This is a genomic window from Burkholderia sp. Ac-20344 (assembly GCF_017104975.1).
Classification (GTDB): domain Bacteria; phylum Pseudomonadota; class Gammaproteobacteria; order Burkholderiales; family Burkholderiaceae; genus Burkholderia.
Genome location: NZ_JAAGPP010000168.1, coordinates 1 through 17835, shown reverse-complemented (window position 1 = coordinate 17835; position 17835 = coordinate 1). Strand labels below are relative to the sequence as shown.

The following is a 17835-nucleotide window of genomic DNA, read 5'->3' as shown; positions in this document are numbered from 1 at the left end:
ACACGCGCTCGGGTGCGGTTAGGCCGGGCTCGCCCCAGTCGGCGTCGAGCGCCGGATCGCCGGGGCCGCCGCCGACGGAGAGGTCGGCGAGCGCAGCGCGCACGGCGGCCGGGATCGGCGGTGGACGTGATCGGACTGGACACGGCAAGCCTCCTGAACGAGCGCGGCGGCGCGGGGCCGCCGGTTGGGTCACGCGGTCACTTCTTGTAGATGCGCTTGCGGGTCTGTTCGAGTTGCGCGAGCACCGTATCGATCTGGGCAGGATTCGCGAGGAACTGCTGCATGCCCTTCATCCCCTCGTCGGCCATTTCCTTCGTCATGTCGCGGTCGTAGAACTGCGCGACGCCGCCCTTCGTATCGGCGAGGATCCGGAAGCCGATGCGCGAGATCGGATCGGCCGGCTCGGGCGACTTGCTGTTGGCCGACAGCGAGCCGAGCCCTTCCGCGAGCTTCGCACCCATCTCGGGCGTTTCGACGAACGCGAGGAACGTGTGCGCGTCGGCCTTGTTCTTCGCCTTCGTCGGGATATGCAGCGATTCGACCGGGCCGTCTTCTGCAGTCGGCACCTTCGGGTCGATGATCGGGAAGCGGTAGTAGCCCATTTCCTGCTTCACGTTCGGCGGAAAGCCCGCCGCGATGAAGGTGCCCATCAGCATCATCGCGGCCTTGCCCTGGAACAGGAACGGCTGCGCGCCGTCGAGATCGTAGGACAGCGCGTTGTCGATGAAGTAGCCCGCGTCGATCAGCGATTTCCACGTCGTGTAGACCTTCTTCACGCGCGGGTCGGTGTACGGCACGTCGCCGGCCATCAGCTGCTGGTGGAACGCGTTGCCGTTCAGGCGCAGGTCGAGGTAGTCGAACCAGCCGGCGAGCGTCCATGCGTCGCGGCCGCCGATCGCGATCGGCGTGATGCCGGCCGCCTTCAGCTTCTTGCACGCGTCGAGAAACTGGTCCCACGTCTTCGGCTCGTCGGCGATGCCGACCTTGCGGAACAGGTCCTTGCGGTAGAACAGCCCCCACGAGTAGTAGACGGTCGGCGCCGCGTACTGCTTGCCGTTGTACGACGATGCGTCGCGCGTCGACGCATACATCGCGCCCCAGCCGTTCTTCGTCCAGTCGCCGCTCAGGTCCTCGAACAGCCCGCGCTTCGCGTAGTACGCCATCCGTTCGCCGGCGTGCCAGTTCACGACGTCCGGCGCGACGGTCGTGAGCCAAGCGGGAAGCTGCACCTTGTACGCTTCCTCGTCGACGAAGGTCGCCTTCACGTCGATGTCGGGATGCGCGTTGCGGAACGCGTCGAGCGTCGACTGCCAGACCGCGCGCTGGCTGGCGCCCTTGAACGCGATGTTGATCGTCAGCGTGCCGGCATCGGCGGGCGCCGTCATGCCGAGCGATGCCAGTGCGACAGCGGCGGCCGTGGCGAGCCGGGCGGCGACGCGAAGGGGGCGATGTGTCATGTGTGTCTCCAGTCCTGGGTGTCGTTGTGCGTGACCGGCGCGTCGTGGCGCCGGTGGCGGTTGCTATGAACGGCTGCGGTACACGGCAACGTCTTGCGGCTCCACCCGCGCAGTGCCGAGCACGAACGCGGACGGCGGTGCCGCGTCGATCGTGTGCGGCGTGTCGCCATAGTTGAAAACGTAGGTCAGGCCGCCGCGCCGGCTCACGCGTACGCCGTCGCCGAGCGGCGTCGGCGCGAGGCCGGCGTCGGCCGCGACGTCGGCGAACAGCCGGACGGTGGTCGCGTCGTCGAACAGCGCGGCCCAGTAGTGCAGCGTGCCGTGCGACACGCAGGCCGGGTGGCCGTCGGCGAAGCGCGCACGCACGACGCTGTGCGTGTCGTCGTGCAGCTCGACGAAGTCGCGCCAGTGGCGTGCGTCACCGGCAAGCGGTGCGCCGTCGCGCAACGTGCCGTCGATTCGCTCGGTCACGTTCGGCCGCAGCGATTCGACGCGCCACACGCGTACCGGCAGGATCGACGCGAGCGGGCCGGGCGGCAGCGTCGGCGGGATCTGCAGGTCGACGGTCTTCGAGCCGGTGCGCGGCCCGAGCACCGCATGCGCGCCCGATTCGGCGAGCCGCGCGGCGAAATCGTTCGGCACGACCGGTAGCGGCGGCACGACGACGAGGCGGTAGCCGTCGAGCGGTGCGTGCGCGGAAACGATGTCGACGTCGAGGCCGAGCGAGCGCAGTGCCGAGTAGTACTCGAACGCGAAACGCGGGTAGTGGAAATCGGCGCCTTGCGGCTGCACGTCGAACAGCCACTTCGCTTCATAGTCGAACACCAGCGCGATGGGCGCGCGCACCGGGCCGTCCGCGTCGGCATCCGCGCCGGCGTCGTGCACGGCCGCAATCTCGCGTGCGACGCGCTGCGCCTCGCGGCCGCCTTCGTCGAGCTTGTCGTCGGGCGTGTGCAGGCCCGCATGCATCTGCTCCTGCGCGAACGGCGCCTGCCGCCAGCGGAAGTACGACACGCAGCCGGCGCCGTGCGCGAATGCTTCCCAGCTCCACAGGCGCACAATGCCCGGCCGCGGCGCGGGGTTCCACTGCGCCCAGTTCACGGGGCCCGGCTGCTGCTCCATCACCCAGAACGGCAGCTTCGACATGCCGCGATAGAGGTCGTGATTGAACGACGCGAAATCGGGATGGCCGGTGCGCAGCCAGCGCGCCTTCACGTCGGGCGCGAACCATTGCTCCTCGAGTGCGCCGAGCGGATAGCTGTCCCATGTCGCGATGTCGAGGTCGCGCGCCACTTCGTAATGGTCGAACTCGGTGAACAGCTGCATGAAGTTGTGCGCGACGGGGCGGCCCGGCGAATGCGCGCGGATCACGTCGACCTGCATCCGGTGATAGCGCGCGACTTCGTCGGACGCGAAGCGCCGGTAGTCGAGGCGATGCGACGGATGGGCCTCGGTCACGGTGCCGACCGGCGCGTCGACCTCGTCGAAATGGCGATACTCCATGCTCCAGAACACGGTGCCCCACGCGCGGTTGAGCGCGTCGATCGTGCCGTAGCGCGCCTTCAGCCACGCACGGAAGCGCACGAGCGCGGCCGGCGAGTAGCTGACGACGGTCTGGTGGCAACCCAGCTCGTTGTCGGTCTGCCAGTAGCGCACGGCCGGGTGGCGGCCGTAGCGTTCGGCGACCGCCGTGCAGATCTCGCGCGACGCTTCGAGATAGGTCGGCGACGAGAAGTCGTAGTGGCGTCGCGAGCCGAACTTGCGCGGCCGGCCGTCCGCGCCGATCGCGAGGATGTCGGGATGGCGATCGACCAGCCATTTCGGCGGCGTCGCGGTCGGCGTGCACATCACGATCTCGAGGCCGGCCGCGCCGAGCACGTCGACCGCGCGATCGAGCCAGCCCCAGTCGTATTCGCCCGGCGACGGCTCGATGCGGCTCCACGCGAATTCGGCGATCCGCACCTGCTCGATGCCGAGCGCTTTCATCCGGCGGGCATCGTCGGCCCACATCGTTTCCGGCCAGTGTTCCGGGTAGTAACAGACTCCGAGGCGCATGCCCGATCCTTATGCGTAGTGGTGAACGTGGACGTCGGCGCACGCGGGCACCGCGCGGCCGTCTTCAGTGAAGAGATGGCAGGCCGCGGCCGGCGCATGCACGCGCACGCGTTCGCCGCTGCGCACCTGCGCGTCGCCGGGCACCTTCGCAATGAGCGAGCTGCCGCCGGGCTGGTCGAGGTGCACGTAGGACTGTTCGCCGAGGCGCTCGACGAGCGCGACGTCGCGCGCGAGCGCCGTGGCGGTGGCGTCGTGCGCGGCGCCGAGCGTCAGGTGTTCGGGGCGAATGCCGAGCGTCACGGTGGCGCCCGCGCCGAGCGCCGAGCCGTCGCGCGGCAGCGTGAAGGTCTCGCCGGACGGCGCGAGCGTGACGGTCGTGCGACGCGCATCGCAGGCGGTCACGACGGCCGGCAGGAAGTTCATCCGCGGCGAACCGATGAAGCCTGCGACGAAGCGGCTGGCCGGGTGGTGGTAGAGGTCGAGCGGCGCGCCGACCTGCGCGATGCTGCCGTGCTGCGCGGTGTCGGCGCCGGCATGCAGCAGCACGATCTTGTCGGCGAGCGTCATCGCTTCGGTCTGGTCGTGCGTCACGTAGACGACGCTCGCGCGCTCGAACTGCCGGTGCAGCTTCGCGATTTCGATGCGGGTCTGGCCGCGCAGCGCCGCGTCGAGGTTCGACAGCGGCTCGTCGAACAGGAACACGCCCGGCTCGCGCACGATTGCGCGGCCGATCGCGACGCGCTGCCGTTGCCCGCCCGACAGCGCCTTCGGCTTGCGATCGAGCAGCGTATCGAGCTGCAGGATGCGCGCGGCATCGCGTACTTTCCGGTCGATCTCGGCCTTCGGCACGCGCGCGAGCTTTAGCCCGAACGCCATGTTCTCGTAGACCGTCATGTGCGGAAACAGCGCGTAGCTCTGGAACACCATCGCGACGCCGCGCTCGGCGGCCGGCACGTCGTCGACGCGGCGGCCGTCGATCGACAGCTCGCCCGCGCTCAGATCCTCGAGCCCGGCGATCATCCGCAGCAACGTCGACTTGCCGCATCCGGACGGCCCGAGGAACACGCAGAACTCGTGCGCGCCGATCTCCAGATCGACGTCGCGAATGACCGGCGCGTGATCGCCATAGGCTTTCTGCACGCGTCGCATCGAGATGCTCGCCATTGTCTCCGCTCCATGTTCTAATGCGCTTTCACCATTGATTAAGCGCTTAATCATCGCGATCAAAAAAAGAGGCGATGCGATCGCGGCCGAGTCGCGCCCGTCGGTCGGGCGGCAGGGTGTGCGGCGATAGTGCGCCGCTTCGGTGAGCGAAGCAAATACTGGATAGACGTCTCATATAGTGAGCAAGCGATGGCAACCCTGGATGAAGTGGCGCGCCGTGCCGGCGTGACGGCCGCGACCGTGTCGAACGTGCTGCGCGACCGCGGCCGGGTGGGCGAGGCGACGCGTGCGCGGGTGCTGGAAGCCGTGGCGGCGCTCGGGTATCGGCCGCATCTGGCCGCGCGGGCGCTGGCGGAAGGGCGCGCGCCGACGGTCGCGCTGATGGTGTCGAGCATCGCGAACCCGTTTTATCCGGAGTTCGCGCTGGCGGTCGAGCGCGCGGTGCGGCGCAACGGGCAGTTCCTGATCGTCTGCAATACGAATGAAGACCCGTTGCAGGGGCGTGCGTATCTCGACCAGATCGCCGGCACGATCTCCGAGGGGATTCTCGTGACCAATGCGAACTTGCATCTGCCCGATCTTGTCGACGTCGCGCGGCGCGGCGTGCCGGTCGTGCTGTGCCTGTGGGAGCGGCCCGACGCGCCGCCCGAAGGATTGCCGTGCGTGGCGATCGATTTCCGCGAGGCGGGGCGGATCGCGACGCGGCATCTGCTCGAGCTGGGCCACGCGCATATCGGCGTGATCGTCGGCGGGTCGGCGAGCGGCGTGCAGGCGGCGCGCTTCGACGGCTTCGTCGACGCGATGCGCGAAGCAGGGCTCGACGCGTCGATCGTCGCGGCCGAGCCCGATTCGATCGAAGGCGGCGTGCGCGCGGCGGGGTGGTTGCTCGATGCGCACCCGCAGTTGACCGCGCTGGTCGCGACCAACGACCTGCCGGCGATCGGCGCGATGCATGCGGCGGCCGATCGCGGCCGGCGTGTGCCCGATGATCTGTCGATCGTCGGGATCACCGACATTCACCTGGCGAGCGACACGCGGCCCACGCTGACGACCGTCGCGATCCCGACCGCCGAGGCCGCCGGGTTGGCGGTCGAGCTGCTCAATGCGCTGCGCGAGGCGGGTGGTCACAGCGACGAGACATCGCGCGTGCGGACCGCGTCGCTGCCGAAGCTGGTGGTGCGGGGTACGACGGGGCGGGTACCGGGCGGGAGCGCGACGCCGTCGACATGATGCGTGGTGGGATGAGTACGTCGAGGTCGCCGACGTGGTCAGCGCGATCCGACATGGAGTCGCGCACGCTGTAGCGAACGCCGAACGTCCCCTGTCTCACCCGCCTTCGACGAGCCGCATCACGATGCTTCTGGCCGATTCCAGATGCGCGACCGTCATCGAGCGCGCCGCGCGCGCATTGCGTTCGCGGCACGCCTGCAGGATCTCCTCGTGCTCGACCTGGAACGACGGCGTATCGGCGAGCAGCGTGGCCTGCAGGCGCTCGTACCGTTCGACCTGGCTGCGCAGCTCCGCGATCGACTTCAACTGCCGCGCGTTGCCGCAGCACGAATACAGCAGCGCGTGGAATTCGCGGTTCAGTTCACCCTGCCGGCGCGGCACGGCCGCGTCGCCGAGCAAACGATGGACGAGCTCGGCGCGCGCGAGCGCCTCGTCGTCGAGCCGCTTCACGCTCCGGTAGATCGCGTCGCCTTCGAGCAGCGCGCGCAGGTCGTAGATTTCCTGCACGTCCGATGCACTCAGCATGCGCACGACGGCGCCACGATTCCTGAAGATGTCCAGCAAGCCTTCGCGTTCCAGGCGCTGGATTGCCTCGCGCATCGGAATCCGGCTGATGCCGAACCGGTCGGCCAGGTCGCGCTCGACGAGCCGCTCGCCGGCTTCCAGCTCGCCGTTGATGATCATGTCCCGCAACGAGGCGGCGACCGCGTCCGCGATGGAATCGAGTTTGGCTTCCATGCCTGCATGTTCCGTTAATTTGGAATAATGGTATACCAAATGGCGATCTGATGCCAAAATGGCGGGCGCAGGCGGGCTTCGCAAAACGACATCCGGCCCGGCCGAAGCAACCCACATCAATGGAGAGCGAGATGGCATCTGGCGAACACACGTATCGCGTCGCAGTAGAGTGGACGGGCAATCGCGGCTCCGGCACGTCGGGGTATCGCGAGTACGGGCGGGATCATCTGATCCGGGCCGGTTCCAAGCCGGATATTCCCGGTTCGTCGGACGCGGCGTTTCGCGGCGATGCGTCGCGCTGGAACCCCGAGGATTTGCTGCTCGCGTCGGCATCGGCGTGCCACAAGCTCTGGTACCTGCATCTGTGCTCGGAAGCCGGTATTCGCGTGCTCGCCTATGTCGACAACGCGGAAGGCACGATGCTCGACGGCGCCGATGAAGGCCGCTTCACGGAAATCGTGCTGCGCCCGCACGTGACGATTCTGGCCGGCGACGATCGCGAACGGGCCGCGCATCTGCATCACGATGCTCACGCGAAGTGCTATATCGCGAATTCGGTCAACTTCCCGATTCGTTGTGAACCGGTGGTCGAGTATGCCGCAGCTTGATACCGACGCCTGCCGGATGACTGCTTGGTGCGCTACACGGTGCTAGATCCGTACGCGCTGATGCTGTGCCGCTGGACGCGCGGCTTTGCCGAGCCGGCGCGGCAGCGGCCGGTACTCGGCGGCTATCTGCAGCGAGTGCTCGCGCGCCGGGCGGTCCAGCGGGCGTTGCAGACCGAAGGGCTCGAGCAGCCGTGGGGGTAGCGGAGCGCACGCTCTGGTTGAATGGGCGACTTCCGACAAATCTCAGAAGATCCTTGCACGAATAACTGCACATCCCAACGTTCAACCGTGAATCAATTTTAGTTCGCAGTTTGGTCCGGAGTACGTAACGTGTGCGCATACGACAGACGCACGAGAATTCGATCTGATTTGCCGTATATGTGCTTTGGAACTCGACTAGAGATGTTCGAGTGCACGTCAATCAGACGTGTCTGGAATTCGATTTTTGTGGCTTCCAATCAACAGCTTGGCAATATTTGAAAGTCATTCTTCGGCGTTTCAGTAAGCTCGCGGTCAATAACCAAACGAATGGGCGCAGGCCGCGCCGATAAGAATGAACAAGAATACGCATCGCCTGGTGTATTCCAGGCTTCGGGGTATGGTGGTGGCCGTTGCAGAAACGGCGACCGCCGAGGGGAAATCGGCGACGGGCGAAGCACGTGCACGGCGGCGATCGTCGACGTCCGGTGCCCGCGTCGTTGTGGCAGGTGTCGCAGCGCTCGGCATGCTGCCTACCCTGTCCGATGCGCAGATCGTGCCGACGCCGGGTACCAGCACGCACGTGATTCAGACGCCGAACGGCTTGCCTCAAGTCAACGTGGCCGCGCCGTCGGGCGCCGGCGTCTCGGTCAACACCTACAACCAGTTCGACGTCTCGCGCGCCGGCGCAATCCTGAACAACTCGGCCACGATGGTCCAGACCCAGCAGGCGGGCTGGATCAACGGCAACCCGAATTTCAGTGCAGGTCAGGCCGCACGGATCATTGTCAACCAGGTCAACAGCCCGAATCCTTCCCAAATTCGGGGCGCTTTGGAGATCGCCGGCTCCCGGGCGGAGCTCGTCCTCGCGAATCCGTCGGGCATTTATCTTGATGGCGCGTCCTTCATCAACACCAGTCGCGCAACCCTCACAACGGGCGTGCCGTACTACGGCGCCGATGGCTCGCTCGCTGGCTACAACGTCAACCGCGGGCTCGTGACGGTTGCCGGTGCAGGCCTGAATGCCGCCAATATCGACCAGGTGGACCTCATCGCCCGCGCGGTGCAGGTAAACGCGGCGGTCTATGCGAAGAACCTCAACGTAATCGCCGGTGCGAACCAGGTCAACCACGACACGCTCGCCGCGACGCCAATCGCCGGCGACGATCCCGCTCCCTCGGTTGCGATCGACGTGAGCCAGTTGGGCGGTATGTATAGTGATCGGATCTTCCTCGCATCGAACGAGTTCGGTGTGGGGGTGGCCAACGCCGGGACGATTGCCGCCCAGGCCGGTGACCTGACGCTGCAGTCGAACGGCCGGCTCGTGTTGACGGGCAAGGCGACCGCGAGCGGCAACCTCGCGCTGTCGGCTGCCGGGGGCATCCAGAACAGCGGCACGACGTACGCGCAGCAGTCGCTGTCGGCCAGTACAAGCGCCGATCTCACGAACACCGGGACGCTCGCCGCGCAGCAGAGCGCGACGGTGAATGCGGGCAGCGTCAATTCGACCGGCACGCTCGGCGCGGGCGTGAACAACGATGGCTCGGTAGGCCGGGGCGGTGATCTGAACCTGACAGCCTCGGGCCAGTTGAGCGCTACGGGGCAGAACGTAGCGGGCGGCAATGCATCACTGACCGGTGCGAGCGTGAATCTCGCCGGCAGCCAGACCGCAGCGAACGGAAATCTGTCGCTGAACGCGACGGCCGGCGACGTGAACCTGTCGAACGCGACGACGAGCGCACAACGCGCCATTCAGGCGAGTGCTTCCGGTACGGTGATCAACGATCACGGCAGCCTGTCGAGTGGCGGCAGTACGACGCTGGCCGGTGGTGCGCTCTCGAACCAGAGCGGCAAGGTTTCATCGCAGGGGCCGCTGTCGGTCAACGTGGCCGGCCAGATCGCCAACCAGTCCGGTGAACTGATTTCCGAGAGCACGGCAGACGTGCATGGCGGCGCCATCGCGAACAGCCAGGGCACGCTTCAAAGCGCGGCCGGCATGACGGTGGCCGGTGCGTCACTGGACAACACGGCCGGCCGGATCACGTCGCTCAACGGCGACGGCCTGTCGGTGACAACGAGCGGCCAGTTGACCAATGCCGCAGGGACGACTGCAAACGGCGCGCAAGGCGGTGTGATCGGCGGCAACGGCGATGTTTCGGTCCGCGGCGCAAACGTTGTCAACCGTGGCGCGATCACGTCCAATACAAATCTGCGTGTTGCGGGCCAGTCGGTCGACAACGGTAGTGGCATCCTGCAGGCCGCCCAGAACGTCGTGGTCGATGCCGGCGCGCACCTGGCGAACAGCGGTGGTTCGATTGTCGGCCAGACGGCGACGCTCAGCGCAACGACGCTCGACAACAGCGCCGGCACCGTGCAGGCCGATCAGGTCTCGTTGAACGCAACCGACGTCGTGAACCACGGCGGCACCATCACGCAGACCGGCGCCGGCGCAATGGCCGTCAACGTGTCGGGCACGCTCGACAATTCCAGCAGCGGCACGCTGCAGACCAACAGCACCGACCTGACGCTCGCGCCGGCTACGCTGAAGAACGACGGCGGCACCATCACGCACGCCGGCACCGGCACGCTGACGCTCGGCAATGGGACGGGCACGGTGTCGAACGTCGGCGGCTCGATCGCGAGTAACGGTCGAGTCGTCGCGCAAAACGGCACGCTGAACAACGCGTCGGGCTCGATCAGCGCGCAGAACGGATTGGCGGCAACTGTCGCCGGCACGCTGAACAATGCAAGCGGCAAGCTGTTGTCGAACACGGACGTGAGCGTCACCAGCGGTACGCTGGCGAATGACAGCGGTCAGATCGGCGCCAGCACGAACGCGACGATCCACACCGGCTCGATGACGAACCAGGGCGGCTCGATCGTCGCGCCGAACCTGTCGGTCACAGCCGACTCGACGCTCGACAACAGCGGCGGCAAGCTCGAGGCCAATCAGCTTGCGCTGACGGCCGCCAACCTAGTGAACCGCGGCGGCACGATCACGCAGTATGGATCGTCGGCGATGCGGATGAACGTCAGCGGCACGCTCGACAACTCGGCGGCCGGCGTGATACAGACCAATGCCACTGACCTCACGCTTGAGCCGGCCGAGCTGAATAACTCAGGCGGCACCATCACGCATGCCGGCACCGGCACGCTGACGATCGCGCCGGGCAATGGATCGAGCGCGCTGAACAACGCGTCGGGCACCATCGTGACGAAGGGTCAAGCCATCGTCAACGCTGCTTCCTGGAACAACGCGAGCGGTATCCTCGCCGCGCAGCGCGGCATCAATGCCACGATTACGGGTGACGTGAACAACGCGCAGGGTCTGCTGCGATCTGACGCATCGCTGTCGTTGAAGAACGGCGGTGCCCTGTCGAACCGAGGTGGCCACATTCAGGCCGGGCAATCGACTACGGGCGACACCAGCACACTCGCCATTCAATCGGCCTCGATCGACAACGCGGACGGCGCCATCGTCGACCTCGGCGCGGGCAAGATGACGGTGCAAGGCGGCAGCCAGATTGCGAACAGCCACGCCGGCGGCGTATCGGGCATGGGTGCGATTACCGGCAACGGCGACGTGACGATTGGCGCAGCATCGATCAGCAACACGCAAGGCGGCCAGCTCAGCGGCGCATCGCTTCATGTCCAGGGCAACACCTTGGACAATAGTGGCGGCACTATCGGCAACGTCACGAATTCAAACGGTGACGTGGACGTCACGACGACCGGCGCGATCACGAATACGGGCGGTCGGATCAGCTCGACTCACGACTTGTCGGTCGCGGCAGCCACGCTGCAGGGTGGCGGCACATACAGCGCGACGCATGATGCCAACGTGAACCTGCAGGGCGACTACACGGCAGCGTCCGATACGCAGTTCAACGTTGGGCACGATCTCGCCTTCACGTTGCCCGGCACCTTCACGAACAACGCGAACCTGCAGTCGGTCAACAACCTGAGCGTCAACGCGGGCAACATCGTCAACGTGGGCGCCTTGACTGCCGGCGGCCTGCTGCATACGCAATCGACCAACCTGACTAATACCGGCGCGCTCGTGGGTGCGAGCGTGTCGCTCAACGCGACGAATACGATCTCGAACCTCGGCCCGACCGCGCTGATCGGTGGATCGGACAGCAACGGCACGCTCGAAATCCTCGCGCATGACATCGAAAACCGCGACGACACGACCACGACCGATTCGATGGCGACGACGGCGATCTTCGGCATGGGCAAGGTCGTGCTGGCGGGTGGGAAGGACGCAAGCGGCAACTACACGAACGCGGCACTCGTCAACAACGTGTCGGCCTTGATCCAGTCGGGCGGCGACATGGAACTGCACGCCGACAAGGTGACGAGCACGCGCCGCGCGATGAAGACGTCTACCAGCCAGATCGATCCGGCATCGCTCGCGCAGTTCGGCATTCCGATCAGCGGTCGCACGGGCCAGATCGGCGTGAAGGATCCGGACAGCATCGGCGGCGTCTACACCGAGCCGCCTCATGGCGGTCAATGGAACAGCACGTATCAGTTCACGACCTACTACGCGGACAGCGCGACGGCGACGACCGTGACGGACATCAGCCCGGCTGCGCAGATCGTGTCGGGCGGCAGGATCGATGCGTCGTCCGTCGGCACACTGCAAAACTACTGGAGCAACATCGCGGCGGTCGGCGACATCAAGATGCCGTCCCACTACGACGCCGACGGCTGGGCGGCGTCCGGCCAGAAGCTGCCGGGCGTGTCGGTTTCCTACTCGGGCCAGTATCACTACAACAACTACGACAACTCGGAACACGACTGGCAATTGCCGTTCGGCAACGCGCCGTTCGTGACCGGTCGCCCGGGCGGTTACACCCAGGCGGCGCCGGCGTCGATCAAGGATTACAAACTGCCGAAATACGACTCGACGTTGAGTTCGAACGGCACGATTTCGGGCACGGGCGTCAGCGTCAACAATACGGCGGGCAACGCATCTATTCCGTCGCTCGGCTTGCTGCCGGGGCAGTCGGTGCCGGGTCTTACCCCCACCAACCTGAGCGGCAACGCGAGCGGCGCGAAATCGGGTGCGTCGGCCGTGCACGGCGGTCCGGCGGCGCCGGTCGATCCGATCATCGCCAGTGCAACAGCGCTGAACGTCCTGAACAACCTTACCATTCCGCAGGGCGGCTTGTTCAAGCCGACGACTGCGCCGAATGCGAGCTACGTGATCGAAACGAATCCGGCGTTCACGAACCAGAAGAATTTCATTTCGAGCGACTACTTCTTCGGTCAGCTCGGCGTCGACCTCACGCATATCCCGAAGCGACTCGGCGACGGCTTCTACGAGCAGCAGCTCGTGCGCAACGAAGTCACGGCGCTGACCGGCAAGGCCGTGCTCGGGCCGTACGCGGACCTGCAGACCATGTATCAATCGTTGATGGCGGCCGGCGCGGATCTGTCGAAGTCGCTCGATCTACCGATCGGCGCAAGCCTGTCGGCAGATCAGGTGTCGAAGCTGACCAGTAACGTGGTCATGATGGAAACGCGGGTGGTCGACGGTCAGTCGGTGCTCGTGCCGGTCGTCTATCTCGCGAAGGCCAGCCAGCAGAATATCGACGGCCCGTTGATCAGTGCGACGAACATCGATTTCCAGAATGCGCCGTCGTTCACGAACAGCGGAACGATCAAGGCGGACAACACGCTGGCGATCCAGGGCAAGCAGATCGACAACGCATTCGGTGCGCTGCAAAGCGGCGGGCTGATGTCGCTGAAGACCGAGAACAACATCGACCTGACGTCGGCGAATGTGAAAGCCGGCAGTTTGCAGCTCGACGCCGGGAAGGACCTGATTCTCGATACGGCGACGAAGACGAACACACGGGTAAGCCGCGACGGTGCGACGAGCGTGGTGACCACGCTTGGGCCGACCGCGAAACTGGACGTCGCGGGCAATGCGTCTATCGTCACCGGCGGCAACCTCCAGCAGAACGCGGGCAACCTGTCGGTCGGCGGCAATCTCGGGATGAACGTCGGCGGCAACTGGGATCTCGGTGCGGTGCAGACGGGTGAGCACAAGATCGTGCAGCGGGCGAACGGTGTGTCGAATACCGACATCAACAAGGTCACCGGCAGTTCGGTCAGTGTCGGCGGGCAATCGAGCATTGGCGTCGGCGGCGATTTGACCGCACGTGGTGCACAGATCGACCTCGGCCAGGGTGGAACGCTGGCTGCCAAGGGCAACGTGACGCTCGGCGCGGCGAGTGCGACGTCGACGGTGAACAGCAACAGTTCGGGCAGCGACAGTCACGGCAGTTATGCGGAGACGCTGCACACGTCGGATCAGGCACTGACCGGGACGGCGCTCAAGGGCGGCGACACGGTCAATATCGTGTCGGGCAAGGATATAACGCTCTCCGGTAGCACGCTCAGCCTCGACAAGGGCAACGCAAACCTGCTGGCGGCTGGCGATGTGAATGTCGGCGCGGCAACCGAGACACATGAACTCAACTCGCACGAAACGCATAGTCATAGCAGTGTGGTGAGCGGCGCGAAGATCGCGAGCGGAATCGACCAGACAGCGACTTATAGCCAGGGCAGCACGATTTCGGCGGACGGCGTGACGGTCACGAGCGGCCGGGACATCAACGTGACGGGTAGCAATATCGTCGGTACAAACGATGTGTCGCTGTCGGCTGCGAGGGATGTGAACATCAAGACCTCGCAGGACACGGTCCAATCGTCGACCTATTTCGACAAGAAGGAAACCGGCCTCATGTCGAACGGTGGTCTGTCAGTATCGGTCGGCTCTCGTTCGAACTCCGACAAGCAGCAGACTTCATCGGTCACGAACAATGGAAGCGCGATCGGTGCGCTGAACGGCAATCTCACGGTGAGTGCCGGTAACGATCTACACGCGACCGGCAGCATCCTGCATGCGGGCAACGACGTGAATCTTGCCGGCAAGACCGTGAAGATCGACACCGCGACGGATACATCCAGCTTCGCGGAGCAGCAGCAGTTCCGTCAGGCCGGCGTGACGGTGGGCGTGACGAATCCGGTCGTGGCGGCAGTGCAGACCGGCCGGCAGATGACGAACGCTGCGCAAAGCGTGGGTGGCGATCCGCGCTTGATTGCGTTGGCCGCGGCCACGACGGGCCTCGCAGCAAAGAACACCTATGACTCGCTGAAGCAGATGGGCGGGGACCCGGTGAACGCTGCGAAAAGCGTCGGGATCAACGTGTCGGTCGGCGCGAGCAAGAGCGACAGTCAAATGCAGGCACAGTCGAGCACGGCGGTGGGAAGTACCGTGTCAGCGGGCCGCAACGTAACGATCGCCGCTGCTGGCGCTGGCAAGGACAGCAATATCGACGTGATCGGCAGCACGATTTCTGCGGGCAACAACGCGAAGTTGGCCGCCGAAGGCAATGTGAACCTGCAGGCCGCGGAAAGCACCAGTAGTCAGCACAGTACGAACAGCGGGGCGAGTGCCTCGGTGGGTGTGTCGTTCACTGTCGGCGCGAAGACCGGTGTCGCACTCACCGCGGGCGTCGCCGGTAATCGCGGTAACGCGGACGGCGATTCGTCGACATGGACGAATACTCATGTGGCGGCTGGCAACCAGCTCACGATCCAGTCAGGCGGTGATACGAATTTGAAGGGCGCAGTCGCGTCGGGCAAGCAGGTGGTCGCCAATGTTGGCGGAAACCTGAACATCGAGAGTCTGCAAGACAAGGATCATTTTGATTCGAAGCAACAAAACGCCGGGGTGTCGATAAGCGTTTGTCCGCCGCCCTGTGTGTCGAGCGTGGCGGGCAGCGTTGGCCAGACGAAGATGAACAGCGACTACGCCAGCGTGATCGAGCAATCGGGGATCAAGGCTGGCGACGGCGGCTTCCAGGTCGACGTGAAGGGCAACACCGATCTCAAGGGCGGTGTGATCGCGAGCGGTGACAAGGCAGTGCAGGACAACCTGAACACACTGACAACCGGCACCCTCACCCGTAGCGATATCGAGAACCACGCATCGTACGATGCCTCGTCGATCGGACTTTCGGGCGGCTACGGCGGCACCATCGGCAAGGATCAGAAAGGTACGGCGGATAACGTGAATCCGGTGCCGGGGACGTCGCTGCCGAAGGGTGACGGCGGACTGCAAGTTGCACCGCCCGTGGCGCTCGGTGCGTCGGGCGATGCGAGTTCGACGACGAAGAGCGGTGTCAGCGGTGGCACGCTTACGATCACAGACGGCACGAAGCAGCAGCAACTGACGGGCCAGACTGCAGCTGAAACTGTGGCGGACGTCAATCGCAATACGTCGAATACCGGGGGGGCGCTTGCCCCGATCTTCGACAAGGAGAAGATTCAGGCCGGCTTCGACATTACGAGTCAGTTCATCAATCAGGCGGGGACATTCGTCGCGAATCGCGCGGCTGAAGCGGACGCGGCAAAGACGGCTGCGAACAACCCGAACCTGACGCCGGAACAGCGCGCGGCGGCGCAGCAGCGAGCCGATGAACTGAACGCCAATTGGGGGCCGAGCGGTACCTATCGTCAGGTGCTAACTGCTTTGTCGGTGGCAGCGGGCGGCAACGTAACGGGTGGCGTGGGCCAACTCGCACAGAACGCGACGGTGGCGTATCTGCAAGAACTTGGTGCGAACCAAGTGAAGCAGATTGCAGACAACCTCGGTAGCGAAGAAGCGCGTGCTGCGTTGCACGCGATTGTCGGTTGTGCAGGAGCTGCTGCCAGCAGCCAGAATTGCGGTGCGGGAGCGATGGGGGCGGCAAGCAGTTCCGTGCTCGGTAGTTTGCTTGCGCCATCGGCGAATCTGACGGCAACGGAGCGTGAAGCGCGCGACAATCTGGTGACCAGTTTGGTTGCTGGCGTTGCAGCGATGTCGGGATCCGAAGTGGCGACCGCAGTTGGTGCGGGCAAGATTGAAGTAGAGAACAATCAGATTTCACCGATGGCGCCGGTTCCAGGCTGGCTCGCTGGATTCAAGCTGCCGGGGTATAAGGGCGAGACGGCGGGCAAGGGCGATGGTGTGATTGCTGATCCGGCGACGGAACTCGATCCGAGTATCAAGCCGGGGTCGTTGATTTCGCCGCTACCTGATGCCAAGAAGATCAGTGACTGGATCACGGAGATCATCCCGGATCAGGCGAAGGGGCTCGTTGACTATATCCTTCACTCGAACGAACCATCGTCATCGGGTAAGGAGAGATTGAATTTTGACACGAAAGTTGAAGTCAAGGATGGTGGTTATGTAGATGTCGAGCTATCCGCCAGACAGAAATTTGATAAAAGTGGCTCTGTTGTTGATAGCAGGTTTGCACAAAGTGATTTGGTTGGTCGTTACTCTCCAGACGGAAATTTCCACATAGACTGGTACGGAACTACGGTGTCTGGACGAGGTGTTGGAACAGATATGATTTCCAAGGCGATGGAATCCGTAGGGGCAGATAAGGTGAAAACCGTGTCGGCTCAGTTAGGCAATACAAATCGTGATGTTTACAATTCGGTGACATCTTCCGGGCTCTCATCGGTTCAAGCGGTTTGGGCTACTCCATTAGGTAAATCGATGAATTCTCTTGGGTTTAAGAATGTTGAGGTTGATGGGTACAACGTTAAATTCTATCGGTGAACGGTTATGGAAAAAGTTGAAATCATAAAGCTAATGCTGAGTGTTGGAAGGGCGAAGGATATGTTGGAATTCGTCGAGGGTGAGTCGCCTTATCTTTCCGATGCTTCTGATGGTGTGCCACAAGATCCTGAGCTCAAGCGAATTTGGATTATGGTGGTGCATCACCTGCGATTTTTGGTGGAATTTGGAAATGGCGAATCAGTTCAATCGGCTGGTGGGAAAGTGTACGGCCCTTATCCGGATGAATTTGATAGATGGTTAAACTTGGGTGCGCCAGGAATCTCGGAAATTGATATTAAGAAATATATAGATGCAAACCCTTTGGATGAGGGGGGTAGGGTGTGAGGCACGGGCGTTAGCATGAGAAATGCGGCGGGGCTTCGTCCTTGGCCGCTGACACCGTGAGGATTGAACTTATGAGGCGACTTGGTATTTTTTCTCGCTGGGAAACGGAAGCGCAACTCCTTTCCTGGGTGGAAAAAGACTGGGAGCATTTGCGACAGAACATTTGGGAGCCGCGTCGGCGAAATCTTGAAGCCTATACGCACGGCGAAAACCCATTTACCGACGCCTCTGGGATGGCGCCTGCAAAAAGCCTTTCTCTTGGCGTCAGCATGTCGCTTGTCTGCGCTAAGAGGCCAGTTCAAAAAGGCTGCTCGATACGCCTGAAGATGTTCCAACAGACAAGCGAGCAACCGAGTTTCAGGAATGCTTCGTGAATGTCGGCACGTCGCTCGAAGCGAGTGCGTAGGCGACG

General features: G+C 64.1%; 8 protein-coding genes and 2 pseudogenes. 5 read left to right on the top strand and 5 right to left on the bottom strand.

Annotated features, from left to right (window positions below; all coding sequences use genetic code 11):
• Window positions 1–197: 197 nt before the first annotated feature.
• From G3N64_RS33580 to ugpC, 3 genes are all read right to left on the bottom strand, one after another.
• Window positions 198–1457, bottom strand: coding sequence for an extracellular solute-binding protein (locus tag G3N64_RS33580; protein WP_205788006.1), 1260 nt, complete (start codon window positions 1455–1457; stop codon window positions 198–200).
• Between the two features lie 63 nt (window positions 1458–1520).
• Window positions 1521–3512, bottom strand: coding sequence for a beta-galactosidase (locus G3N64_RS33575; RefSeq protein ID WP_205788005.1), 1992 nt, complete (start codon window positions 3510–3512; stop codon window positions 1521–1523).
• A 9-nt stretch (window positions 3513–3521) separates the two neighbouring features.
• A complete protein-coding gene (gene ugpC, locus G3N64_RS33570; protein ID WP_205788004.1) occupies window positions 3522–4676 on the bottom strand; it encodes a sn-glycerol-3-phosphate ABC transporter ATP-binding protein UgpC in 1155 nt (384 codons plus the stop codon).
• A 189-nt stretch (window positions 4677–4865) separates the two neighbouring features.
• Between ugpC and G3N64_RS33565 the strand changes: the two genes are divergently transcribed.
• Complete coding sequence (locus tag G3N64_RS33565) at window positions 4866–5906, top strand: LacI family DNA-binding transcriptional regulator (protein ID WP_205788003.1); 1041 nt, start codon at window positions 4866–4868, stop codon at window positions 5904–5906.
• Between the two features lie 96 nt (window positions 5907–6002).
• Here G3N64_RS33565 and G3N64_RS33560 read toward each other — a convergent pair whose 3' ends face one another.
• Window positions 6003–6644, bottom strand: a complete 642-nt coding sequence (locus G3N64_RS33560; protein WP_205788002.1) for a GntR family transcriptional regulator — start codon at window positions 6642–6644, stop codon at window positions 6003–6005.
• Window positions 6645–6775: 131 nt separating this feature from the next.
• On the opposite strand from G3N64_RS33560, the gene G3N64_RS33555 reads away from it, so the two are divergent.
• The 4 genes and pseudogenes from G3N64_RS33555 (at window position 6776) to G3N64_RS33540 (ending at window position 17423) form a co-directional block, all read left to right on the top strand.
• Window positions 6776–7252, top strand: a complete 477-nt coding sequence (locus tag G3N64_RS33555) for an OsmC family protein (RefSeq protein ID WP_205788001.1) — start codon at window positions 6776–6778, stop codon at window positions 7250–7252.
• A 30-nt stretch (window positions 7253–7282) separates the two neighbouring features.
• Window positions 7283–7453: pseudogene (locus tag G3N64_RS33550) on the top strand (glutathione S-transferase); the annotation flags it as partial.
• A gap of 352 nt (window positions 7454–7805) precedes the next feature.
• A complete protein-coding gene (locus tag G3N64_RS33545) occupies window positions 7806–17078 on the top strand; it encodes a hemagglutinin repeat-containing protein (protein ID WP_241021339.1) in 9273 nt (3090 codons plus the stop codon).
• A gap of 6 nt (window positions 17079–17084) precedes the next feature.
• Window positions 17085–17423, top strand: coding sequence for a hypothetical protein (locus tag G3N64_RS33540; protein ID WP_205788000.1), 339 nt, complete (start codon window positions 17085–17087; stop codon window positions 17421–17423).
• Between the two features lie 298 nt (window positions 17424–17721).
• Here the strand turns inward: G3N64_RS33540 and G3N64_RS33535 are convergent.
• Window positions 17722–17835, bottom strand: a pseudogene (locus G3N64_RS33535) (IS5/IS1182 family transposase); the annotation flags it as partial.

Excerpts from the sequence above, each read along its gene's own strand:
- G3N64_RS33580 (WP_205788006.1), bottom strand. The coding sequence starts at position 1,457 with ATGACACATCGCCCCCTTCGCGTCGCCGCCCGGCTCGCCACGGCCGCC.
- G3N64_RS33575 (WP_205788005.1), bottom strand. The coding sequence starts at position 3,512 with ATGCGCCTCGGAGTCTGTTACTACCCGGAACACTGGCCGGAAACGATG.
- ugpC (WP_205788004.1), bottom strand. The coding sequence starts at position 4,676 with ATGGCGAGCATCTCGATGCGACGCGTGCAGAAAGCCTATGGCGATCAC.
- G3N64_RS33565 (WP_205788003.1), top strand. The coding sequence starts at position 4,866 with ATGGCAACCCTGGATGAAGTGGCGCGCCGTGCCGGCGTGACGGCCGCG.
- G3N64_RS33560 (WP_205788002.1), bottom strand. The coding sequence starts at position 6,644 with ATGGAAGCCAAACTCGATTCCATCGCGGACGCGGTCGCCGCCTCGTTG.
- G3N64_RS33555 (WP_205788001.1), top strand. The coding sequence starts at position 6,776 with ATGGCATCTGGCGAACACACGTATCGCGTCGCAGTAGAGTGGACGGGC.
- G3N64_RS33545 (WP_241021339.1), top strand. The coding sequence starts at position 7,806 with ATGAACAAGAATACGCATCGCCTGGTGTATTCCAGGCTTCGGGGTATG.
- G3N64_RS33540 (WP_205788000.1), top strand. The coding sequence starts at position 17,085 with ATGGAAAAAGTTGAAATCATAAAGCTAATGCTGAGTGTTGGAAGGGCG.